This is a genomic window from Pedobacter sp. N23S346, assembly GCF_048515415.1.
In the GTDB taxonomy this organism is placed as follows: Bacteria; Bacteroidota; Bacteroidia; order Sphingobacteriales; family Sphingobacteriaceae; genus Pedobacter.
This window is the reverse complement of sequence record NZ_JBLYEE010000005.1, coordinates 171,291-195,066: the sequence shown is the minus strand read 5'-3', so window position 1 is coordinate 195,066 and position 23,776 is coordinate 171,291. Positions and strand designations below refer to the sequence as shown.

23 protein-coding genes and 2 tRNA genes are annotated in these 23,776 nt (G+C 39.7%); 20 read left to right on the top strand and 5 right to left on the bottom strand.

What is annotated here, in order from left to right; genetic code table 11:
• Nucleotides 1-97 precede the first annotated feature (97 nt).
• The 6 genes from ACN1CD_RS11230 (at nucleotide 98) to ACN1CD_RS11205 (ending at nucleotide 4,705) form a co-directional block, all read left to right on the top strand.
• A tRNA-Asn gene (locus tag ACN1CD_RS11230) sits at nucleotides 98-171 on the top strand.
• Between the two features lie 86 nt (nucleotides 172-257).
• A tRNA-Asn gene (locus ACN1CD_RS11225) sits at nucleotides 258-334 on the top strand.
• Nucleotides 335-583: 249 nt separating this feature from the next.
• Nucleotides 584-1,165, top strand: coding sequence for a Crp/Fnr family transcriptional regulator (locus ACN1CD_RS11220; protein WP_419130485.1), 582 nt, complete (start codon nucleotides 584-586; stop codon nucleotides 1,163-1,165).
• 384 nt (nucleotides 1,166-1,549) lie between these two features.
• Nucleotides 1,550-1,987, top strand: coding sequence for a nuclear transport factor 2 family protein (locus ACN1CD_RS11215; RefSeq protein WP_419130484.1), 438 nt, complete (start codon nucleotides 1,550-1,552; stop codon nucleotides 1,985-1,987).
• A gap of 75 nt (nucleotides 1,988-2,062) precedes the next feature.
• A complete protein-coding gene (locus tag ACN1CD_RS11210) occupies nucleotides 2,063-2,824 on the top strand; it encodes an SDR family NAD(P)-dependent oxidoreductase (protein WP_419130483.1) in 762 nt (253 codons plus the stop codon).
• A 78-nt stretch (nucleotides 2,825-2,902) separates the two neighbouring features.
• Nucleotides 2,903-4,705: an amidohydrolase gene (locus ACN1CD_RS11205; protein ID WP_419130482.1), complete on the top strand. Its 1,803-nt coding sequence runs from the start codon at nucleotides 2,903-2,905 to the stop codon at nucleotides 4,703-4,705.
• Nucleotides 4,706-4,873: 168 nt separating this feature from the next.
• On the opposite strand, the gene ACN1CD_RS11200 is transcribed toward ACN1CD_RS11205, so the two are convergent.
• The 5 genes from ACN1CD_RS11200 to ACN1CD_RS11180 form a co-directional block, all read right to left on the bottom strand.
• Complete coding sequence (locus ACN1CD_RS11200; protein WP_419130481.1) at nucleotides 4,874-6,274, bottom strand: TlpA family protein disulfide reductase; 1,401 nt, start codon at nucleotides 6,272-6,274, stop codon at nucleotides 4,874-4,876.
• Nucleotides 6,275-6,299: 25 nt separating this feature from the next.
• Nucleotides 6,300-7,709 (bottom strand): RagB/SusD family nutrient uptake outer membrane protein, encoded by a 1,410-nt coding sequence (locus ACN1CD_RS11195; RefSeq protein WP_419130480.1) that lies wholly within the window; start codon nucleotides 7,707-7,709, stop codon nucleotides 6,300-6,302.
• 17 nt (nucleotides 7,710-7,726) lie between these two features.
• Nucleotides 7,727-10,948, bottom strand: a complete 3,222-nt coding sequence (locus ACN1CD_RS11190) for a SusC/RagA family TonB-linked outer membrane protein (RefSeq protein ID WP_419130479.1) — start codon at nucleotides 10,946-10,948, stop codon at nucleotides 7,727-7,729.
• 279 nt (nucleotides 10,949-11,227) lie between these two features.
• Nucleotides 11,228-12,343 (bottom strand): FecR family protein, encoded by a 1,116-nt coding sequence (locus ACN1CD_RS11185; RefSeq protein ID WP_419130478.1) that lies wholly within the window; start codon nucleotides 12,341-12,343, stop codon nucleotides 11,228-11,230.
• 79 nt (nucleotides 12,344-12,422) lie between these two features.
• Nucleotides 12,423-13,004: an RNA polymerase sigma factor gene (locus ACN1CD_RS11180; RefSeq protein WP_419130477.1), complete on the bottom strand. Its 582-nt coding sequence runs from the start codon at nucleotides 13,002-13,004 to the stop codon at nucleotides 12,423-12,425.
• 296 nt (nucleotides 13,005-13,300) lie between these two features.
• Between ACN1CD_RS11180 and ACN1CD_RS11175 the strand changes: the two genes are divergently transcribed.
• The 14 genes from ACN1CD_RS11175 (at nucleotide 13,301) to ACN1CD_RS11110 (ending at nucleotide 23,671) form a co-directional block, all read left to right on the top strand.
• Complete coding sequence (locus ACN1CD_RS11175) at nucleotides 13,301-13,729, top strand: nuclear transport factor 2 family protein (RefSeq protein WP_419130476.1); 429 nt, start codon at nucleotides 13,301-13,303, stop codon at nucleotides 13,727-13,729.
• A gap of 118 nt (nucleotides 13,730-13,847) precedes the next feature.
• Complete coding sequence (locus ACN1CD_RS11170; RefSeq protein ID WP_419130475.1) at nucleotides 13,848-14,273, top strand: nuclear transport factor 2 family protein; 426 nt, start codon at nucleotides 13,848-13,850, stop codon at nucleotides 14,271-14,273.
• Nucleotides 14,274-14,417: 144 nt separating this feature from the next.
• Nucleotides 14,418-14,723, top strand: coding sequence for an ArsR/SmtB family transcription factor (locus ACN1CD_RS11165; protein ID WP_419130474.1), 306 nt, complete (start codon nucleotides 14,418-14,420; stop codon nucleotides 14,721-14,723).
• A gap of 39 nt (nucleotides 14,724-14,762) precedes the next feature.
• Nucleotides 14,763-15,551 carry a sulfite exporter TauE/SafE family protein gene (locus ACN1CD_RS11160; RefSeq protein ID WP_419130473.1) on the top strand — a complete coding sequence of 263 codons (789 nt, stop codon included), beginning with the start codon at nucleotides 14,763-14,765 and terminating at the stop codon, nucleotides 15,549-15,551.
• A gap of 53 nt (nucleotides 15,552-15,604) precedes the next feature.
• Nucleotides 15,605-16,171 (top strand): YeeE/YedE family protein, encoded by a 567-nt coding sequence (locus ACN1CD_RS11155; RefSeq protein WP_419130472.1) that lies wholly within the window; start codon nucleotides 15,605-15,607, stop codon nucleotides 16,169-16,171.
• A 2-nt stretch (nucleotides 16,172-16,173) separates the two neighbouring features.
• Nucleotides 16,174-16,584, top strand: coding sequence for a DUF6691 family protein (locus ACN1CD_RS11150; RefSeq protein ID WP_419130471.1), 411 nt, complete (start codon nucleotides 16,174-16,176; stop codon nucleotides 16,582-16,584).
• Between the two features lie 18 nt (nucleotides 16,585-16,602).
• On the top strand, nucleotides 16,603-17,958 hold the full coding sequence (locus tag ACN1CD_RS11145) for a rhodanese-like domain-containing protein (protein WP_419130470.1): 1,356 nt from the start codon (nucleotides 16,603-16,605) through the stop codon (nucleotides 17,956-17,958).
• 142 nt (nucleotides 17,959-18,100) lie between these two features.
• Nucleotides 18,101-19,108, top strand: coding sequence for a zinc-dependent alcohol dehydrogenase family protein (locus ACN1CD_RS11140; RefSeq protein WP_419130469.1), 1,008 nt, complete (start codon nucleotides 18,101-18,103; stop codon nucleotides 19,106-19,108).
• Between the two features lie 241 nt (nucleotides 19,109-19,349).
• Nucleotides 19,350-19,970 (top strand): NAD(P)-dependent oxidoreductase, encoded by a 621-nt coding sequence (locus ACN1CD_RS11135; protein ID WP_419130468.1) that lies wholly within the window; start codon nucleotides 19,350-19,352, stop codon nucleotides 19,968-19,970.
• Between the two features lie 141 nt (nucleotides 19,971-20,111).
• Nucleotides 20,112-20,474 carry a DoxX family protein gene (locus ACN1CD_RS11130; RefSeq protein ID WP_419130467.1) on the top strand — a complete coding sequence of 121 codons (363 nt, stop codon included), beginning with the start codon at nucleotides 20,112-20,114 and terminating at the stop codon, nucleotides 20,472-20,474.
• A gap of 5 nt (nucleotides 20,475-20,479) precedes the next feature.
• Nucleotides 20,480-21,346, top strand: coding sequence for a pirin family protein (locus ACN1CD_RS11125; RefSeq protein WP_419130466.1), 867 nt, complete (start codon nucleotides 20,480-20,482; stop codon nucleotides 21,344-21,346).
• Between the two features lie 12 nt (nucleotides 21,347-21,358).
• Nucleotides 21,359-21,901, top strand: coding sequence for an NADPH-dependent FMN reductase (locus ACN1CD_RS11120; protein WP_419130465.1), 543 nt, complete (start codon nucleotides 21,359-21,361; stop codon nucleotides 21,899-21,901).
• Between the two features lie 8 nt (nucleotides 21,902-21,909).
• On the top strand, nucleotides 21,910-22,554 hold the full coding sequence (locus ACN1CD_RS11115) for an SDR family NAD(P)-dependent oxidoreductase (protein ID WP_419130464.1): 645 nt from the start codon (nucleotides 21,910-21,912) through the stop codon (nucleotides 22,552-22,554).
• A gap of 19 nt (nucleotides 22,555-22,573) precedes the next feature.
• Entirely contained in the window at nucleotides 22,574-23,671 is a 1,098-nt protein-coding gene (locus tag ACN1CD_RS11110) for an alkene reductase (RefSeq protein ID WP_419130463.1), read from the top strand.
• Nucleotides 23,672-23,776 lie beyond the last annotated feature (105 nt).

Here is a 23,776-nt window from a genome sequence, read left to right as displayed (position 1 = left end):
TAAATAATTTAAAAGCCCTAATATTGCATTCCCAAAACGAACAAGGGTTTGCAAGCTGAAAAGCATCAAGAACCTCGATTTGGGAAACAACCGGCACTCCTTCTTAGCTCAGCTGGTTAGAGCATCTGACTGTTAATCAGAGGGTCGCTGGTTCGAGCCCAGCAGAGGGAGCAAAAATCCTCACAGTAATGTGGGGATTTTTTATGACAAACTTGCTAAATGATTTTAGCAAAAATTAAATATTGACCAGAGTAAATTCCTTCTTAGCTCAGCTGGTTAGAGCATCTGACTGTTAATCAGAGGGTCGCTGGTTCGAGCCCAGCAGAGGGAGCCATAAAGGGCAAGCACGGTAAAACGGTCGCTTGCCCTTTTTTTATTCCATAATTTGCTGTTTATTTGATAAATAAGTCTGAATAAAAAGCTTAGGTTAGCGGTTCGATGTTTAAGATTTTCTTACTGTAGCCATCCTATCTTATGAAGATTAGATTTTTATCAAGCTATCCACAGCTGATCCATTACTGTTCATCAAATAATAAGGAGATTATTTTATAAATTGCGAGGAGTATTTTAATTAAACAACTAAATGCACCAACAGCTTATTAATTACATTAATGATCACAATCATTCGCCACTAACATCCGACGAAGAAGAATTAATCAGGGCTGAATTTAAGCCTACAAAACTCAGAAAAAGGCAATACTTTTTGCAAGAAGGACAAGTGTGTAAAAACACTAGCTTTATCGTAAAAGGTGCTATGCGACAATATAAGGTGGATGACAAAGGTGTTGAGCATATTATGCATTTGTATATTGAAAATTACTGGGCAACCGATCGTGAAAGTTCTTTGATGCTTACCCCTTCACGCTATAATATTGACGCTTGGGAAGAAACCGAATTACTCGTGATCTCAAGAGCTGAAATGCTGAATTTAATGAGTAAAATACCAGCACTGGTAGAAATGATACGGGTAATGGATGAAAGAAATGCCATCGCCAATCAAAGAAGGTTAAACTCTACTATGGGTAATTCGGCAGAAAAACGCTATCAGGAATTTGCAGATAATCACCCAAAATTTATCCAACGATTTCCACAACACCTCATTGCATCTTTCCTGGGTATCACTAAAGAAACACTTAGCCGGGTTAAAAACCAAGGGATGAAATAAATCTGTTTCATTTCTAAAAAAAAACATAAGACTTTCAGGATTAGACACCTTTAAAAGTTACATCGCTAGAATCGAAATACTCCAATATATCCGCAATTCAAGCCATTGACAATACTTCTTAATTTCAGATACCAATCTGAAGTCTTTGCAACCAATGTATACCAATCACAACCAAATTTAGGATCATGATATACCTCTTTTTTTAAATAACTTCGAATTTTTTTCAATTACCTAGAAAAACAAAAGTTAAAGTTATGGATACGGTATCTAAAAAATGTTGATCCATGTCAACCTTTTTTTTTATCCCATCTCATCGTCGCGAACCTTGTTTCTGTTGCAATTTTGAATAGTCAAATTAATTAAGATTATTCAAAATTTAAAACAATGGAAACTACAAATTCGAAAAACAGCAGTGCAGTACAACTTCTCCGCAACAGTTTAGATGCATTTTTGGCCAAAGATATGAAAGGCTGGTCGGAGCTTTGCGCCCCGGATGTAGTTGCTGAATTTCCCTTTGCCCCTGAAGGATCTCAGGCAAGGTTTGAAGGACGCGAAGCGCTTTATGCTTATTTAAAAGATTACCCAAGTTACATTGATGTAAAATCACTCCCAAACATTAAAATCTATGGTACTGATGATGCCAATGTAGCCATTGCTGAATGGAGTGCATCAGGTGTGGTAATTGGTAACGGTAATCCTTATGAGATGAGTTACGCCACGTTCGTAACCTTCCGTGAAGGACTTATCGTAAACTATCGTGAATACTGGAACCCACAGGCTTTTATGAAAGCAATGAGCGGTGGCAGTTTTGCTGCCGAATAACACGGTTAGTCAGGACATCATTTTGCACCAACCAGTCTAACAATCAGATTTAAATAATTTTTTAAAAAAAGACAAATGGCTAAGCGATTAGAAAACAAGGTATGCATCGTCACCGGAACCGGTGGCAGCATAGGTCGTGCTGCAGCACGACGTTTCGCCCAGGAGGGTGCAATTGTAGTAGGTTGTGACACTAATGTTTCAGCCGGACAGCAAACGGTTGATCTGGTGACTGCAGATGGAGGAAGAATGATCTCCCTTCATCCTGCGGATCTTTCGATACAGGCAGATTGCCTAAAATTAATCGAACTGGCGATCCGGGAATATGGCAGGATCGATGTGCTCTTCAACAACGCGGCAATGGCCTATTTTAATTGGATTGAGGATATTTCTGTCGAAGAGTGGCACCAGAATACGAGAACGGAGGTTGATCTGGTATTTTTTCTCACCCAGGCTGCCTGGCCCCATCTCAAAAAAAGCCATGGTACGATTGTGAACACGGCTTCCCTCACTGGTCACCGTGTATTCAAAACACTTGGAGGACTGGCTCATGCTACGGCGAAGATGGGGATTGTTGGGATGACCAAACAATTGGCTATGGAAGGACGCGAGCATGGTATACGGGCCAATTCCGTTTCGCCCGGAGTAATAGAAACCAAGCAGACAGAAGAACAGCTTAAGGATAAAGAATGGGCAGATTATATGCTTGGCAAAAGCATACTTGGCCGGTTTGGTAAGCCAGATGAAGTAGCAAATGTTGCTTTGTTTTTAGCCAGTGAAGAAAGCTCCTTCGTCACGGGTGTAGATATTATAGTGGATGGTGGTATGGCGATTTGGTAGCACTCCGGTACATCAGCGATCAAGTGATGTAATAGAGATTAAAATCTAGTGAAATACATTATCAATAATAAAAATAATATGAAAAAGTTATTTGCATTCTTAATGGCAACGGCGTTTGCTATTACAGTACAAGCACAGTCAACAGACCCCTTCGTTGGTGCAGATTTGATTGTTTACAACGCGAAAATCAAGACTCAAAGCCTTTCACAACCGCAAGCCACCGCACTGGCTGTAAAATCAGGAAGGATTTATGCAGTGGGCAACGATGCCGAAATACTTGGATTTAAAGATAACAATACCAAGCTTATAGATGCGGACGGCAGACGCCTGATCCCGGGTCTGGAAGATGCGCACATCCACCCGCTAAACGAACGGAACTATATGTACAAAGTGAGATGGGACGGAGTGCCTACGCTAAAACGTGCTTTGGAAATGCTCAGTGAGCAGGCCCAGCGCACACCGGAGGGACAATGGGTAAAAGTAACGGGAGGGTGGTCGCCATACCAGTTTAAAGAGCAGCGCCAACCAACCATAGAAGAACTCAAAAAAGCGGTATCAAACAGGCCTCTTTTCGTACAATATGCTTACAACAGGGTTTACCTTAACAAGCTGGCCATGAAAGAACTGGGCGTTGGCACGTCAAAGTTTCCAATGGTACCAGGGACAGAACTGCTGAAAGATAAAAAAGGAAATTATACCGGTGTAGTTGATGGTTATACTTTTACATTCTTAGCCCTAGATGCAATGCTGCCACAACCTTCTCCGGAAGAGCAAATCAGCTCGTTGACCTATGTGATCAATGATCTGAACCGCTTCGGCATAACCTCCGTAATCGATGCCACAAGTGTTGTCGGCTATCCTCAAGGGCACGCTCCGTTGGAGGCATTAGTAAAGCAAAATCGTCTGAATGTTCGCTTTCCTTTCGTTGACTTAGGATTTGGAGATAACAGCAGCAAAACCTGGGTAGATGCGGAGATCAAACGCATCACAAAACTGGCTCCGATAAGCCCCGGTCAAAATCTTCACCCTACTATGGAACACGGTTATGAGTATGAAGGTATGGGCGAAGCTTTAAGAGGTGAAATACATGATCACGAAAACTTCGATAAACCTGCCTATATCATTGATAAGGATATGATGCGCAAATATGCCGAAGAAGATGTAAGGAAACTGATAGAAAAAAGAATTCCTTTCCGGATGCATATCAGCTACAATGAGAACATTACGCCGTTTCTGGATGCATTAGAGAAAGTAAACGAAACTACGCCATTGGATGGACTGCGCTGGAGCTTGGAACACGCTGAGACCATTACTCCCGAAAACATCGAAAGGGTTAAGAAACTCGGTGGCGGTATAACCCTGGATGATAAAATGGCATTACATGGCGATGGATTCATAAAAACATACAGTAAGGAAAAAGCTTTGTACACGCCCCGTTTAAGAGACCTGATGAATAGCGGAATTCCTTTGGCGTTGACTTCGGATGCATTCAGGGTTTCTCCTGCAAACCCGTGGATAGCACTTAGCTGGGCGGTAACTGGTAAGTCTGTTTCAGGTTCGGAAATTCTGGCTAAAGACAACCGTTTGACAAGGGAAGAAGCGCTGAAATTGTATACAGTAGGTGCTGCCTGGTTCGAGCACCACGAAAATGAAAAGGGAAAAATTGCACCCGGAAATCTGGCTGATTTTGCTCTTTTAAGTGCAGATTATTTTACCATACCGGACGATGAAATAAAAAATATCGATGCTGTGTTAACTATTGTTGGTGGAAGAATTGTATATGGTGAGGGAAAGTACAGCAACTTAGCTCCCAAACTGCCTGAAGCGATTCCGTCATGGTCACCTATCAAATATTTTGGTGGTTACTATACTGGGAAATAACATTGTATAACCAGATTGCTAAATGAGACAATCAACTTATCTGGATTTATGGTGAATTTTTGTCGGCCTATAAAAATCATTTTTTAGAGATCCCATTCTCAAAATTGAGGGTGATCATAATCATTATGACCACCCTCTTTTCAAGTACTTTGCAACGCGTTTAAAGCGTTATGGATTTGGAACTGTCTTTTTCGCAAGATCAATCATAGTAGATAGATCATTGATCAGCTTCTCATCACTTCCTGAATAACCGACCTCCTTGAAAGCAATTTGCCCATCCGGACCGATTATAAATTTGGTGGGCAGTCCATCCACTTTATAAGCATTTACAACATCATAGTCTGGTTTTACCCTGGTATCCAGCAGAACGTTAAAATTAAACTTATTGGCTTTAAGATAATCTGTAATCTGTTTTTTACGCGATGATTCGTTTAGCGACTCCTGTGTATTGATGAATAAAAAAACGACGTTTTTATCTGAACTATAGGTGTCCATCACTATCTGCATTGCCGGAAAACCTTTTTTACAGTAATAACACCAGGTTGCCCAAAAATCAATGATCACAGTCTTCCCTTTTAATTCAGATAATTTAACAGCATTACCACTCATGTTAAGCAATTTGAAATCCGGAGCTGGTATGGATAGTTTTTCCTTGATTAACCTTTCTCTTGTAGCGTTAAGCAATTGACTGCGCAGGCCATCATAATAGGCTAAAAAACCTTCGCCGGATGGGTGAAGCTTCTTGAATAGACCGCCCACGATAGCCGGAAGTTCATCATCGTTGAGCTTGCCGGCACGATAGTGTTCTTCAATTGCCGATAGTGCAACTTCAGGCGCAGCCGTACGGGATAATAGTTTTAAGTATAGTTCCCTCACACTATCTCCCAAAATATAACTTGCTTTGAGCGCATATGGCATCCCTAACGAATTATGTTGGTTCCTATACGCCAGTTCTGCATATAAAGATGCCATATTTCCATAGGTCCTGATCTTCTCGTTATTCACTAAAGTGCTATCGGGCTTGCCGTCTTGATATACCCGTTTATTTATTCCCCTTGAACGTTCCTCTTCATTTTTTAAAAATATACTATCCGGTTTCCCATCTTTTGGCAGGTCTGCGCTATTTGTCTTTTCATACTGTTGTACAGCTCGCAATGCAAGACGTTCAGCCACCTGAAAGTCGCCATTACTTTTGAACAAATCAACAGCAGTCCCATAATCTAGGTCAGTAGATGCCGCCGTACTCAGTTTAGCATGATAAATATCATACTGATCCCACTTCTTTTCCTCAGCCATCCGCTGTGCGATGTTGCCATACAGCGCATCCCCTCTGTAATCAGGTTCATTGATAGCGTTGGGATACAACTTCAAAAACTGATTAAGATAAATGGGAATGGAATCCGTATTTTTAGTCCTGAAAGTTTTTTCAAAACGCTCTTTCTTAAGCTGTTCTTTCGTTTTACTATTTTTATGCGGATTTTTTTTATGCTGGGCAATTGCCATAAACGGGATGAGCACAATCGTTGCATATACGGCAGCTATTTTGTAAGTTTTTGATAGGTGTTTCATTGTTTAATTTGTAAACCTGGCACTATTAATAACCAGGATTTTGAGTGAGTTTATTATTTAATAATATTTCTGACTGGGGTAGGGGATACAATTGACCGTTAACACTCCAATTCGGTTTTTCAGGACTGAGCACTTCGTTTGCCCTCCCTGTCCGTTTCAAATCAAACCAGCGTTGTCCCCATTCTGCGAAAAGTTCTGTCCTTCGTTCCTGTTCAACCGCAATCAATACATCAGGCTTAGATAATGATGAGGATAAAGCCGGTAAAGGATCTGGAACGTCCATGGAAACATCAGCCCGGGAGCGTTCGCGAATAATATTTAAATCTGCTAAAGCACCCACGAGATTATCATTCTGTGCCCTGGCTTCGGCGCGGATGAGGTAAGTTTCTGAAAGCCTTAATATGGTGTAATATTCACCGTAGCCTCCTGAAGCGCTCAAAATTTTATATTTAAAAGGGTAATAGTATGTTGTACCAAGATAGTCTCTTCTTTCCATCCAGTGATCTTTGCGTTTATCACCTGCCTCAAAAGCATTGATCAACTTATCGCTGAAATAATAATCGGGTGGTCCTTGGGTACTGCCGGGGATAAATACATTGGCCTCAAAAGTCACATAGCCCACACCAATCGTAGGAGCCAGCTGCCATATCGCTTCAGTACTATTGGCTAAAAAAACATCGTCAATACCAGGCAATGGGCCATATATACCAGATTCGATTACCTGACTGGCAGCAGCCTCTGCATTTTTATAATCCTTTGTATATAGATAAACCCGGGCTAGTAAGGCGAGCGCTGCATACTTGTTAGGCCTTACTTTCTCTGCTGTAGGGTAAGTCGCTGAAGTCTCAATTGCGGCTTCTGTCAGATCTTTTATTACCTGCGTATACACTTCTGCCTGCGATGAACGGGAAATCGCCTGTGAAGCCTTCCAATCAGTAGTAAGCACCAGAGGTACGTCACCGAATAAGTTCAACAGGTAAAAATAAATCAGCGCACGGGATATTTTGGCTTCACCAAGAAGCTGTGATTTAAGCGACGGAGTAATGGTCGTCGATCGCGTTAAACCAGCAATCACACTGTTTGCCTGGCCGATCATTTTATAACTACTGGTCCAAATATTGGAAACGATAGAATTTAGGGGATTAAGTCGATTAGCGGCAAATTGTTCAAGGTCCGCATTAGCATTAAAGTTTACCAATTCATCGGCTGAAAGCCCTGGATAAAGGGTGGCGGCATAACCGGCAGGTGACTCTGATAAACTCTTCATTTGGGCATACATACCGGTAACTGCGGCAATGGCACTTTCATTAGTCTCAAATGCCTCTGAGGCCAAAAGTGCGGTTTTAGGTGGGTCTACATCTAAAAACTTGCTACACCCCATACACTGAACAATTATTGTTAAGGCCAGTAGCTTTAAAAAGTATTTTGCTTTCATGTTCTGTAATTAATGGGTTAAAAAATAAACTGGACTCTGGCCGTTAAAAAGCGCCTCGACGGCAGCGCCAGTTGCAATCCTGGGTTAGAAGGATCTGTACCTTTGTAGCCTGTAATGGTCCACAGGTTTTGCCCTTGCAGGGAGATCGTGGTACTTGGCATATGCTTACTTGGCCAAAACGTAGATGGAAGGCGATAGGAAAGAGAAACATTCTGAAGCCTGATGTATGAAGCATCAACCCAAAGCGCATCAGATTGCCCATAATTAACAATATCCTCACCATAAGTCGTGAAGCGGGCGTACTTTTTATTATCACCCGGCATTTGCCAGTGGTCATCTATCAGTGCTGTTGACTGATTGGCCTGAGATGCTCCAGGTACGAAGTTATAGATGTTCTCAAACCCTTTTTGCCTGGTAAAGATGAAGAAGAAACTGAAGGACAGATTTCCGAACTGCAGGTTATTGTCTATTCCCCCGGTAAAAGAGGGGTCGTTATTGTAAAATGACTGATCATCGATAGGATCAAGTGTGCCATTGTTGTTTTTATCTTCAAATGTATATGTTCCTGTTTGGGTGTCCAGACCGGTATAGTGATAAAGCGCAGTACGGGATATTGGTTGCCCTATTGTGAACTGACTTGCATAAGTTGAACTTTCGAGTCCCGGAAAAGCGAGTAATTTATTCCTGTTTATACTCAGGTTAGCCGAGGTACTCCAGCTGATCTTGTCGGTCTGGATGTTTTTGGAAGTTAATTGAAATTCATATCCTTTATTCTGCACCAGTGCAGGCAGGTTAGCAATTACCGAGCTAAAGCCAGTTAAAGCGGGCAATTGATAATAAACCAATTGGTTTCCTGTACGGTTGCGGAAATAGGTTGAAGTGAACAATAGCCGGTCTTGGAAAAAGCCAAGGTTCAGCGAGACGTTTAATTTTTTGTTCACGGTCCATTTATAATCCGGATTGTCCGCGTTATTTAAAAGCAATACCGGATTTCCGTCATAGGGAGCGGAACCGGATGTATACGTTGATAGGTAAGCGTAATCACCAATCTGATCGCCCCCGGTGGTACCATATGAGCCTGTTAATTTACCAAAGCTCAGAAAGGGAAACGCATCTTTTACCAATTTCTCCTCATTAAATAACCATGCGGCACCAACAGAACCAAAATTTCCGAATTGATTGCCTGGACCAAAGCGGCTTGAACCATCCCGGCGCAGATTGACGTTGATAATATACTTGTCCAACAAACTGTAATTAACACGGGCATAAACAGACTGGATCTTGGTTTGCGTATAATTGCTTCCGGCAAGGAAAAATTCTGATGCGGCTGCCTTGTCTTCGAGTTGTTTGTCATTGGTAAAACCGCCAAGCGAGATCCGGTTACCGTCAGCTATACTCTCCTGATAAGTCGCCCCGATCAGTGTTTCCAGGTTACTGTTTTTTAAAGGGAGCGTCCACTTTAGCGTTGGCTCCAGCACCCAGGTCTTATAATTATTCTCGCCAAAGGTTGATTCCCTTCGTATGATTCCATCAGGGTCTTGTGCTGTCCCGGGATTGAGCTGTGTCTGATTCTGATTGGTCAGATTGTAAGCACCGGAAACATTAAAATGCAAATTTGCCAAAATGCTGTAGTCAACAACAAGGCTGCTTGAAAAATTATTTGTATTGGCCTTGTAAGGCTTTTCTAAAGATGTAAAAGCACGTGGGAAGTCTGCAGGTCTCCAGCCACCAAAATTCAAATTACCCGCAGCATTGTAAATATCAGGCGCATGAGGTGCCTGTAATACAGAACCGGTAATGTCCGAAGCTGGTAAGTTACTGTAGGTGTTGGCATAATTTACAATAAGGTTAGTCCGTAATTTCCCGTTAAAATCCGAATGACCGATATTCAATAAACTACTCACACGTCGCTCGGAAAAATTGCCCGGAAAGGGCGGCGTCTCCTGATGATAACCGGTATTAAGCCTGAAGGTGGTTTTCTCGTCACCACCAGAAAATCCTATCTGGGCATCGGTCGTCTTAGCGGTTTCCAGCAGTTGTTTCTGCCAGTTCACATTGCGGGTTGTATCCCAAACCAACAGGTCATAGGCATTTTGATTATCAGGAATAAGACCATCATTCTTTAAGGCCTCCCGCCGCATAGCCAGGTATTGCTGCGTATTCATCAGTTCCAGCTTTTTAGTTTGCTGACTGTAACCTGTATATACATTTACATCGACCTGCGTTTTTCCTGGTTTCGCCTTTTTAGTCGTAATCAAAATAACGCCATTTGCACCTCTGGAACCATAAAGTGCTGTTGCATCGGCATCTTTCAGTACCGAAATACTTTCAATGTCCGAAGGATTTAAGTATAATAATGGGTTCTGTCCTTGTACAGGCCCCACAATGCCATTCTGGTTTATTCCGCCACCATTCGGGTCGCCGCTACCTGCGGTTAGTGGAACTCCGTCCACGACGTATAGGGGATCGCTCACGGCATTTTCCCCGTTAATCGGGATACTGTTATTTCCCCGGATCTTAACACTATAATTACCTGAAAAAAAACCGCTTGATGGTCTCACCACCAGTCCCGCTACACGACCTTGCAGTACCTGTAGTATATCTGAAGCTGGCTGTCGGGCAATATCCTGCGCAGTAACCGTCGATATCTCACCGGTGCTTTTACGGGATGTTGTTGTTCCGTAGGCAATTACTTTAACCTCGTCAAGTGGAGATTTATCTGTGCTTAGCCTAATTTCGTTAAGTTTAACTGTAACTTTCACTTCAATTGTCCGGTAACCAACATATGAAATACTCAGTACCGTTCCTGTTTCTATATCTTCGATGTGGAATACCCCATCCTGATTAGTAGTTGCAGCCCGGAGATTCCCTTTTGCCCTAACTGTCGCATTTTCCAGCGGTTCCCCTTCATCGTTCAGCACCCGCCCGCGAATGTTAATTATTTCTGGCCCGCCGATGATTTTTCCAGGACTAACAGCTTGGGTTTCACTAAAAACAATGATCACTTTATTATTGACCTTATAGGTAAATGGCTGCGATTCAAAGCATATTTTAAGCACATCCTCGAGGTCAGCATTTTTGACCTGTATGGTAACGGGTTTTGCGTCCTTAAGTAAATCTTTCGGCAAGACAAAATCATATCCGGTTTGTTTGCGGATCTCTCTAAAGACCTCAGTAAGGCTGGCATTTTTTTTTGAGATCGTGATGTTTTGTGCTTTGACTGTAAATGCCAACTGCATCAAGGCAAGAATTAACAAGATAAAAGTAAAATTTCCCCGCAAGGACCTCCTTTTAAATTTAGGATTGTCATCTGTTCTCTGCCACAATGTAGTCATTATGGTATGCCGGACACAGCTGGTTAGGAAATGTCCAATTGTATAGTAAAATTTATACATTTGTTGATAGGTTAAGTGTTTAAAATTTGTGTTTAGTCGCATAAGTATTAGCTTAACCAGATATTATCGGGGGCGCTTCCAACGCCTCCGGTTTTTTCACAGAAAAGCTATGTTTTGTATAAACTAAGGCATAACTGTGATCCTCCTTCCTTCAATTTTAAAGTGGACACGGTTAGTTAATTCAAGCGCTTTTAGAATTTCACTGATGTTCTTTGATCTGGAAAACGTCCCTACAAATTCCTTTGATGAAATCTTACCCTGGTAAACCACTTCGACGTCATACCAGCGGGAAATCTGTCGCATGATTGTTGTAATGTCATCGTTAAAAATAAAATCTCCATCTTTCCATGCCAGTACAGATTCAGTGTCTACTCTGGTCACTTCAATACCACCATTATACAATTCCGCCTGTTGTCCCGGCTCCAGTTTTCTGTTACTAAAGGTACCGGACAGTGCTTTGATCTCTACGCTGCCTTCTACTAATGTAGTTTTTATGCTGGCTTCATCAGGATAGCTATTGATATTGAAGTGCGTTCCAAGTACTTTCACCTCCTGATTACCGCTTTTAACTATAAATGGATGCTTTTTGTCTTTAGCTACCTGAAAATAACCCTCGCCGCCGAGCTCAACAGTTCTGTTCGCTGATTCCACAAATGTTGAAGGGAATTTAAGCGTACTGGCGGCATTCAGGACTACTTTTGTGCCATCAGGCAATTCAATGTTATATTGACCCCCACGAGGTGTACTTATTGCAGTAATGTCAGAACCTTTTGAATTGACATTTTCTATAACTGTTCCATCATCGTAAGTTAGTGCTGATGTTTTGATAACTACGCCGGATTTAGCGTCACTCAGGCTGATCTTTTTTCCATTGGCCAGTGTCAGTACAACAGTATTTTTTTCAGCGACATCCTTATTAGTATAAACTGATACACTATTTTTATCAACCACTTCTTCTTTCAAGACAAAAAAGTAGAGTCCAGCCCCGGTTGTTAACAGCAAAATAGCCGCTACTGCAACTTTTGACCAAAAACTGTGAATTGCAAAATGGGAGGTATCTGTTTGCTTCAGTTTACTCCACATGTTCACTTTCATTTCACTGTACCTTTTTTCAGAGATATCCTTAACACTGTTGGGAATTTCCTTATTGTAAGCCCGTTTGATTAATACCATTTCTTCGGGCGTACAATTACCAGCTAAATACTTTTCAAATAGTTGTTCCGCTGCCTTTTTATTCATAACTAATCAAAATTTAGGATGATGATATAGTTATGAAGATCGAAAATGGGTTTTGTGTTATATTAAAATGAAATAATTGTTAAAAAAATAACGAGTATCCTTTTTTTATGCTGTTACGGAGGATTTTTAGCGAGTTACTGATTTGTTTTTTAACGGTATTTTCCGAAAGATTGAGCTCTTTAGCTATTTCCTGATAAGAATATTCATGAATTCTACTCAATTCAAATACGGTTCGCATTTTTGGCGGTAGTTTGTTTAATCCTTCTTCAATTTTTCTGGTAAATTCCTTTTCCGCAATTGCATCATCAGTACTTCTAACTCCACTTTCAATCTCGGTTTGTAATGATGAAAGAAAACGATCTTCTATTTTATCACGTTTCATTTGGTCAAGAATCCGATATCTGACTGAAGTATATAGAAATGATGACAGAGAGGTATGAATATTTAAGGTCAGTCTCTTTTCCCATAGCATCTGAAAAATGTCCTGAACAATATCCTGTGCTACATCTTGATCTTGCAGCATCCTGATTGCATGCGATAAAAGAAGCGACCAATACCGCTCATAAATTTCAGCAAATGCAGTTCTGTCTCCCTCCTTTAAAGAAAGGACCAATTCCTGATCTGAAAATCTATGAGTACCAGTGTTGTTTTTTTTTGCCACAGCTAAAATTACAGAATAATATTGGCCAATGTTACTGAATTATCCTTAATTGATATTGTTTAGTAGGTATGTTTTTTCTAAATCAATGGAAGGTTAAGTGCTTACCTATATGGTTCAGTTATAATCCCTTTACTCGCGTATTTTATATGACCGACGACCTGCACAGCTTATTCATAAAAAAAAAATGTTGATCCATATCAACGTTTTTTTTTATCATATCTCATCGTTGTTTCCCCTGTTTCTGTTGCAATTTTGTATCGTCAAATCAATATAGATTTAAATCAAAATTTAAAACAATGGAAAATACAAATTCAAACGCAGCTCAATTATTACGTAAAAGTTTAGATACTTTTCTAGCCAAAGATATGAAAGGCTGGTCGGAACTATGTGCTGAAGACGTTGTTGCAGAATTTCCTTTTGCACCAGAAGGTTCACAGGCAAGGTTTGAAGGTCGTGAGGCTTTATATGCTTATTTAAAAGATTACCCAAGTTACATTGATGTAAAATCACTCCCAAATATTAAAATCTATGGTACTGATGATGCCAATGTAGCCATTGCTGAATGGAGTGCATCAGGTGTGGTAATTGGTAACGGTAATCCTTATGAAATGAGCTACGCCACTTTTGTGACCTTCCGTGATGGACTAATTGTAAACTACCGTGAGTATTGGAACCCACAAGCATTTCAGAAAGCAATGAGTGGTGGTAGCTTTGCCGCCGAATAACACCGTCAGTCAGGACATCATTTTTAACCAATCGGTCTAAAAATCAGATTTAAATAATTTTTTAAAATAAGACCGAGGGCTAAGCGATTAGAAACTAAAGGAATCTATAAATAACATTATGAAAGACCAGGAAAAAATAGCTATTGCCAATCAATATTTTAAATTGGCTGATCAGGGGAGTCCTGAAATCCTTGATTTATTTCATCAGGATGTGGAGTTGTATTTTCCAAAATTCGGTTTTGGGTTCGGAAAGGATGCGTTTTTAGAGATGGTAAAAGGTTTTGAGGGAAGTTTAGAATCAATCCTGCATGATTATGATCATTTGAATTTTATGCCATCAGGCGATTTCTTAATTGTAGAAGGAACCTCCAAAGGAAAACTCGATGGAAAAACCTGGGAAGGTGGCAAAACTCCAGGTGGACGTTTTTGTAACGTATTCAAATTTCGGGATAATTTAATCATAAGCGTACACGTTTATCTTGACCCAGACTACACGGGAGAAGATGAAGACCGATTCCGTTGGGGTAAAAGCAGGAATTGGTAATTTTAAAAACCGTTGATATTTATCAACGGTTTTAATCATATTTCATCGTTTTAAATGGCTGTAAGGATGTAATCCAGTAGATGCAAAAAAAAAATACTTTGAATACATAGATAAATAACTATCTTTGTATCTAAATAACAACCAATGGTACTAAATGAACGAATACAAGCTGACAAATTATTAGTAGCGGTAAATATGCTGAAAGTAATTGCACACCCCGTAAGATTGGCCATTGTAGATTTACTGACAGAAAATAAACGGATGACTGTACTTGAAATACAAGAAGCACTTCATTTGGAACAAGCAATAGCATCACAACAAATTACGCTAATGGAAGATAAGGGTGTATTAATTTCTGAAAAAGTAAGCAGAAATAAATACGTTTCCCTGCGGTTTCCAAAAATGAAGAACATTGTGAACTGTCTGGAGAACTGCTGTAACGACCTCTAAATTTTTTGAAAAATAACATAGATACATAACTATCTTTATATGGAAATAATTGGCTTTGCTCTTGGATTATTAATAGGCATATCATTAGGCTTGATCGGCAGTGGTGGCTCTATTCTCACTATTCCCATATTGGTGTATGTAATGCATATTTCACCAAGCCAGGCCACTGTCTATTCATTGTTTATTGTTGGGATTTCGGCATTAATGGGCAGTATCAAAGGCGCAAGAGAAAATTTGTTAGATTATAGGATTGCGCTATACTTTGGCTTGCCCAGTGTAATCTCCATATTCATGATGCGAAAGTTTTTTATACCATTACTTCCGGAAAAGTTCTTTACAATTTTAGATTTTACCGTTACCAGAGACATTTTTATTATGCTGGCGTTTGCGGTGTTGATGATTTTAGCTTCTTTTTCAATGATTGGTAAAAACCCTACAGCAGATTTGACCAGTGTAAATGCGACTAAAATAAATATTGCAGGGAAAGGCATTTTTGTTGGTCTATTAACTGGTTTTGTAGGTGTTGGGGGCGGCTTCCTTATTATCCCAACGTTAATTTTTTCGGCAAAACTACCTATGAAAAATGCGGTCGCCACCTCGCTTGTAATCATTTCCCTCAATTCTCTGATTGGCTTTGCAGGCAGTTTAACCGACAGTAATATAGACTGGAGCTTTTTATTGGCGTTCACGGCCTTAGCTGTAATCGGAATTTTTGCAGGGATGTTTCTAAGTAAAAAAATGAGCAATGAAAAATTGAAGCCGGCTTTTGGATGGTTTGTACTCATTACGGGCATTTACATCCTTATAAAAGAATTGATTTTCAAATAGAAACCAGCGTATAACATTTCGTATTAAAACATTAAATAAAAAAATAATTTACTATGATAGCATTGATAAAAGAACCTTGGCATTGGGCAGTTGCAGGTATTTTAATTGGATTAACTGTACCTATGTTGTTACTTATTGGTAACAAAAAATTAGGCATTTCATCGTCCCTACGTCACATTTGCGCGATGTGCATCCCGGCCAACATTCCATTTTTTAAATACGAATGGAAGAAAGAATTATGGAATATATTCTTTGTACTGGGTATTTTCCTGGGTGGTTTTTTAGCTATGCAATTTCTAACCAATCCTAATGAAATAGTTGTAGCCCAAGGTACCAGAGACAGTTTAGCAAAATTTGGAATTACCGATTATAGCCAGTTAATGCCGTCCCAAATATTTAGCGTAGAAAATATCTTTACACTTAAAGGCTTTTTCTTTTTTATAATCGGCGGTTTTCTCGTGGGTTTTGGAACTCGTTATGCCGGTGGTTGTACCAGCGGTCACGCCATAATGGGCTTGTCAAATCTGCAAATGCCATCCCTAATTGCTACCTGCTGCTTTATGGTAGGCGGCTTTTTCTCAACCAACATCATTTTGCCTTTAATCTTTAAACTCCTTTAAAAATGAAGAATATCAAATACCTAATCGTTGGAACTATTTTCGGAATAGTATTCGTAAAAGCAGAAGTCATCAGTTGGTTTCGGATACAGGAAATGTTTGGTCTGCAATCGTTTTTTATGTATGGCGTTATTGGCACGGCCGTACTGGTTGGTATGCTATCTGTTTGGCTAATCAAACGTTTTAATGTCAAGACATTCAGTGGAGCACCCATCACTTTTGAGGATAAAAAATTCAACAAAGGTCAAATTTACGGAGGGCTGATTTTTGGTGTGGGTTGGGCAATTACAGGTGCTTGTCCGGGGCCTCTGTTTGCCCAGATTGGAAGCGGGTTTTTCGTAGTCATCCTAACCTTTTTAAGTGCTCTAGCAGGTACCTGGGTATATGGTTATTTCAGAGAAAAATTACCTCATTAATATTAGAAAACAAAAGAAATGAATACAAAATATTTGATAAAACAGTTTGAAGACAAGCCTTTGGCACATTATGCTTATGCAATTGTAAGTGGTGGAGAAATGGTTTTGATAGACCCAGCAAGAAACCCGCAACCCTATTACGACTTTGCAAAAGAGCAAGATGTAAAAATTGTTGGCGTAGTAGAAACCCATCCACATGCCGATTTCGTGAGCAGCCATCTCGAAATCAGCTTAACTACCGGTGCAACTGTTTACACCAGTAAATTAGTAGGTGCGGAATATCCACACCACGGGTTTGACGATGGAGATAAGATGAATATTGGAAGTGTAAAACTAAAATCGCTGAATACGCCGGGTCATTCGCCAGACAGTATTTGTGTCGTATTGGAGGGGGAAGGTAAGGACATCGCCGTATTTACGGGAGACACCTTGTTTATTGGCGACTGTGGCAGGCCCGATTTAAGGGAAACTGCAAGAAAAATAACGGCTACAAGAGAAGCTTTGGCAAAGGAGATGTTCCATTCGCTGCGAAATAGATTAATGCCGCTTAATGATGACGTATTAGTTTACCCTGCACATGGGGCGGGGACACTTTGCGGTAAAGGATTGAGTGAAGCTAACAGCAGTACAATGGGTGCAGAAAAATTGACCAATTGGAGTTTGCAAAAATGTACCGAAGAGGAATTTGTAAAACAGCTGATGGCCGACCAGCCTTTTATTCCCAAGTATTTTGGCTTTGATGTAGCCCTTAACAAAAAAGGTGCAAACGACTTTTTAGCAGGTATCAGCGGTGTTCCACGACTTGAAAAAATCAATGACGAGTTTGATGCCCACAAGCTGGAGGCCGATGTTATCATTATAGACACAAGACCCCAACAACAATTTAAAGCAGCGCATTTTGCCAACAGCATTAATATCCAAATTGGTGGGAAATTTGAAACTTGGTTAGGTAGTATCATCAACCCAATTGAGTGGTTCTATTTAACAGCCGAAACAGAAAGCCAGTTGACTGAACTGATTGAGCGAATTGCCAAAATTGGCTATGAAGCTCAAATAAAGGGAGCATTTGTTGGGTCATTTGACACTACGATACCTAGCTTTTTAGATCTTACAAATTTTAGCGCCCATCAAACTGATTATACGATCATTGATATTCGAAATATGTCAGAAGTATCAGAAAAGCAGATTTTTGAAACGGCTATTCACATACCGCTGGCCGAACTGAGAGAACGGGTAAAGGAAATTCCAACCGAAAAGCCCATTGTAGTACATTGCGCAGGTGGATACAGAAGTGCAATAGGCAGTAGCATTATAAACAACAGTTTGGCAGGAAAAGCGGTCTATGACCTTGGAGAAGCCGTGACGGCATTTTAGTGATGTTTAGATAAACCTGTCTGGCAAATTCAGCAAGCTCGTTTTTCATTGATCCATATCAACGTTTTTATTTATCCCATCTCATCGTTTTCGGATGCTTTAAGGTTGCAATTTTACATCGTTAAATCAAATAAGAGAAAACATGAGTAATTCATCAAAATTATCAAAAACAGTTATTTTCCACGAGACAGGATCACCAGAAGTATTAAAAGTTGAACAAACTGAGGTTGCTTTTCCAGAAGCTCAAGAAGTACGCATCCAGGTTAAATCGATAGGGATAAACAGAGCCGATGCAATGTACCGTCAAGGAATGTATATCGAGAATCCTATTTTTCCAGCACAATTAGGCTATGAAGCTGCAGGGATTATCGAAGCAGTTGGTGCCGAAGTTTCGCATTTGGCAGTGGGCGATTTAGTAAATGTTGTTCCCGGCTTTTCTTTACACAACTATGCCTCTTATGGCGAATATATTAATATGCCAGCGTATGCAATACATAAATACCCATCTAATTTGTCTTTTGATGAAGCCGCTTCTGTTTGGACAAGTTATTTAACAATATTTGGTATGGTGGTGCATTCCGGACAATTAAAAGCGGGACAATTTGTGGTTATTAATGCAGCTTCGAGCAGTGCCGGATTGGCGGCTATCCAAATGACCAATTATGTTGGAGGAATTGCTATTGCTTTAACCACTTCGTCAAAGAAAAAAGAAGCTTTATTACAAGCGGGTGCCGCTCACGTAATTGTAACATCTGAACAAGATATTGCTGCTGAAGTTTTAAAAATTACAGAAAATGTAGGTGCGCATTTAATCTTAGATCCTGTTGTAGGAGCTAAATTCAGCAATCTATTAAGCGCGGTAGCCGAGAACGGGAAAGTTTTTGTTTACGGTGCATTAAGTCACGAACCTGCCAGTTTCCCAGCATTTGATGTTTTGATGAAAACTCCAACGATCAGAGGCTATTCAGCAATTGAGGTAATGGGGAATATGGAAGTTTTAGTACAAGCAATTACTTTTATTGATAAAGGATTAGCCGAAGGAAAATTGAAACCCGTTATCGATAAAGTCTTTAGTATTGATGATATCGTTGCTTCTCATAATTATTTAGAATCCAACCAGCAATTTGGTAAGATTGTAGTAAATATATAACTCCAAGACTCTTTTAATAATGCAAACCGTTGACATTTATCAACGGTTTTTATTATCATATCTCATCTTTACGGGCATCATTTTCTGTGCAAATTTATCTAATCAAAACCAATAAAAATGTATCAACGCATTTTTGAGACTGAAGTGAGTCCGTGGTAAAAAAGACTGTATCTATCAATACGGTTTAATAAATTGATTTACAAACAGTCATTTAAAAATAAATAAAAACAAAGAATATAAAATGAAAGTAATTGTATTTGGAGCCACAGGATTAGTGGGCAAACAGATTGTAAAAGAGAGTTTAAAACTTGGCAATGAAGTAACTGTTTATATCCGACAAACCGAATTTCCAATAGATGGTGTAAAAATCATTTCGGGAGATTTAGACGATGAAGCTAAGATTTCAGCTATCATCAAGGATTATGATGCTATAGCTTGTACTGTAGCCAACAGAGATCTTGAAGATCCTACGCAAGTGCTAACACCATTGATAAAATTAGTTACTAAGTATATTTCAAAAGAGCAAAGATTGATTGTAGTGGCAGGTTCGGGCTTGACACTTTTAAATTTCAATACCTTAAGAAGAGACTTACCAGGACAGCCCGCATTTTTGAGAAATCCAAGAGCTGACCACTGGGATGCATACACTTATCTTGCAGCTATAGATGTCAATTATGTGGTTGTCTGCCCCACAATGATTGTGGAGGGCGACTATGATGGTAATTATCTTTTTGAAGAAAAATATTTTCCACAAAGCGAAAGCAAAGAAATATTTGCAGGTAACGTAGGGCATTATATTGCGAAAGAAGTGAATGAACAAAATTTTAAACAAACCAGAATTGGGCTTGTGAACAAAGGATAATAAATAGCCCCATAAAATAAGGTAAGACCGTTGATAAATGTCAACGGTTTTTTTTATCATACCTCATCGTTTTAACGCCTGTTCCTGATGCAATTTTACACCATCAAATAACGAACTACTAAACTTAAAAAATTAAAGAAAATGAAAACAAACAAAATTATTTATTGGGCTACAACAGGAATTATCACTGCAATGATGCTTTTCAGTGCCTTTGGCTATTTTACCAATCCGGATATGAAAGCCGCATTTGTGCATCTTGGTTTTCCGGATTATTTCAGGGTTGAATTGGGGATTTTAAAAGTATTGGGTGCATTGATTTTAATCTTACCAATGGTTTCGGATAAGATAAAATCTTTAGCTTATTTTGGGTTTGCACTCACGTTTATTTCTGCATTTATTGCACATATTGCCAGTGGCGACCCTATTTCTGTTGCCATTATGCCTCTTGTTTTCTTAATCATTCTGGCAGTTTCATATCTATTTTCTCATAAAATAAAAGCGTAATTTTTATGAAGAAGCAAGCAAGTTTTTCTACACAAGGCAGCAGAGCCGATTTGGGTCCGCTTACCATTCAGCGGATGTTGCCCAATCGCTATGCCAGTGCCGTGGGTCCATTTGTATTTTTGGATTATGTAGCACCAGCCATTAAAAATAGCATTACAAAAAACGGAATGGGTGCGCATCCGCACCGTGGTATTGCCACCCTAACCTATATTTTACAAGGCGAAGTGGAACATTTTGACAGTGCCGGTAATGGCGGTAAAATATATTCGGGTGGTGCCCAATGGATGAAAGCAGGAAACGGCATCATACACGATGAAAATTTTAATTACGATAGCCAGACCGATAGCAAATATGTTCAGGGTTTCCAGTTTTGGATAAATCTGCCTGCGAAAAATAAAGCAGAAAAACCAGCTCACATCGCTATCCAGGCCAATGAAGTACCGCAGAAAACATTGCCCGACAATAGCGGAACGATAAAAGTAGTGGTAGGAAATTTTGAAGATTTAGGGTCTAAAATCCCAAATTATTCAGAGCAATTTTTATATCACATCCAATTGGAGCCTGCTAAACAGTTTTCGTTTAAAATTAAAAAAGAAATTGAAGTTGCCGCATTTTTGCCCACTCAAAAGGCAACACTCAACGAAGTAGAATTTCAAAAAGGAGAGTTTGTAGAATTCGATAGAGAAGCTGGCGAAATTGAAATTAAAAACACATCGGAAACTGCCATTGATATTATGCTCTTTGGCGGCGAAACTTATGCAGAGCCAATCGTTGCCGAAGGGCCATTTGTAATGAATTCGCAGCAAGAAATTATAGGTGCTTATCGTGATTTTTATGCCGGAAAATATGGGGAAATTAAAAATATAAACTAAAGAATTAATAAAATGAAAATATTAGCATTTGCCGGAAGCAGCAGTATCCATTCCATCAATAAAAAATTAGTAACCTACACTTCCTCTTTTTTTGATGAGCATACGGTAGAGATTTTGGATTTGAATGATTATGAAATGTCCTTGTTCAACGTGGATAGATTGGCGATAAATGGCGTGCCTCAACTGGCATTGGATTTTGCCAAAAAAATTGACGATAGCGATTTTCTTTTAATTTCTCTTGCCGAAAACAATGCAGCTTACACCACTGCTTTCAAAAATATTTTCGATTATATCTCAGTCATTCCCGAGCGCAAAGCTTTTTGGGGTAATAAGCCCACTTTCCTAATGGCTACTTCGCCGGGTGCAAGAGGCGGTGCTTCGGTATTGAATTTGGCAAATACTACGTTTCCTCATTTTGGTGCTACCATAGTTGAAACCTTTTCTCTGCCAGGTTTCTATCAGAATTTTGATGAAGTAAACGGTATTACAGATACTGAGCTTGCCAATGAACTGCAAGCAAAAATTAAGACCATTAAAACAAGTCATCTGAAATAAATAACAAAATGCAAAAATCAATTTTAATAATTGGCGCAGGAACCGGATTGAGTTTGGGAGTTGCGCTGAAATTTGGTAAAGAAGGTTATAAAGTGGGACTTATCAGTAGAAATAATGATAATCTCGAAAAACTAGATGCCCAACTAAAAGCAGAAAATATTGACTGCTTTTATAAAGCTGCCGATGTTAAAAACACCACAGAACTGCATCAGGCTATTACCGATTTACGTTCCATTCTTGGCGAAATAGACACGCTTTTTTACAATGCCGCACATCTTAAAATGCAAAATATTTTAGATGAAACGCCAGAGACGCTTACCGATGATTTTATGATAAATGTAGTGGGTGCACAACAGGCATTTAAGATATTGCATCCCGATCTGCAAAAGCAAAATGGTTCTATGCTGATTGCTGGTGGCGGTTTGGCGTTTTATCCCAGTCCCGACCTTGGTTCGCTGGCCATTGGAAAAGCAGCAATTCGTAATCTTGCATTACAACTTAATGCTATTGGCAAAGAAAAGGGAATTTATGTCGGCATACTAAATATTACCGGCAGAATTGAACCAGAAAGCGCAAAACATTCTCCCGAAATTCTTGCAGAAAAATTCTGGAAATTAAACAGCGACAGGACGCTTGAAGAAGAAACTTATTAATCAAAAAATATTTAAAATAATGAAACTATTACAGTCAATCAAATTAGGAAATATTACACTAAACAACAGCATTGCAATGGCACCAATGACGCGCGCCCGTGCAGAAAGCAACGGAACAGTAAACGATACAACAGTTGAATACTATAAGCAAAGAGCAAGTGCAGGTCTGATTATTTCAGAAGGGATTAATATTTCTGAACAAGCCATCGGAAGCCCTTTTACGCCGGGTATTTACATATCAGAACAAATTGAAAGCTGGAAAAAAGTGACCGATGCTGTACACGAAAAAGGCGGGAAGATTTTTGCCCAGTTTTGGCATACAGGCCGTGTAGCTCATTCGGTGGATAAAAATGGCGTATTGCCGGTTGCTCCATCGGCGTTGGCCATTGTAGGTCAACAGCATTTTTCTTCGCAGGGAGCAATGGATTATGAAGTGCCAAGAGCATTGGAAACTGCGGAAGTAAAACAAGTGGTTCAGGATTACAAACAAGCTGCCATCAATGCCATTGAAGCAGGTTTTGACGGCGTGGAACTTCACGCTGCAACAGGCTATTTGCCCAACCAATTTTTGGCAGAAAGTTCAAATATCCGGACTGATGAATATGGTGGAACTACCGAGAAGCGCAGCCGTTTCATTTTGGAAGTAATGTCAGCCATAACAGAAGCCATCGGCGGAGGAAAAACGGGCATCAAATTATCGCCCAGCATTCCATACAACAGTATTTTGGAAAGTGACCCCGTTGCCACCTATTCTTATTTGATAAAAGAACTGAACAGTTTGCCTTTGGCTTATATCCATTTGATGAACCCGTTGTTTCTTCCCGAAGAAGGTTTTGAGCAATATCCAAAAGATGTAATGGGAACGTTGGGAACTTTAACTATACATACCGTAATTGCAAACGCAGGTTATACTAAAGAAACTGCCGAAGCAGAATTGCAAAAAGGTATTGCCAAAATCATTTCTTTCGGTGTGCCATTTATCGCCAATCCAGACTTGGTAAAACGTTTTGAACTCAATGCTGAATTGAACACACCCGACCGTGCTACCTTTTATGGCGGTGATGAAAAGGGGTATATAGATTATCCGTTTTTAGAACAATCAGTTATTCAATATTAAAAATATCTGACAAAATTTAAAATGCCAAATTATTATGAGTCAATTTGATTTATAATGATTTGGCATTCTTTTTTACTTTTAATCAAAAAAGGAAACGCAATACTG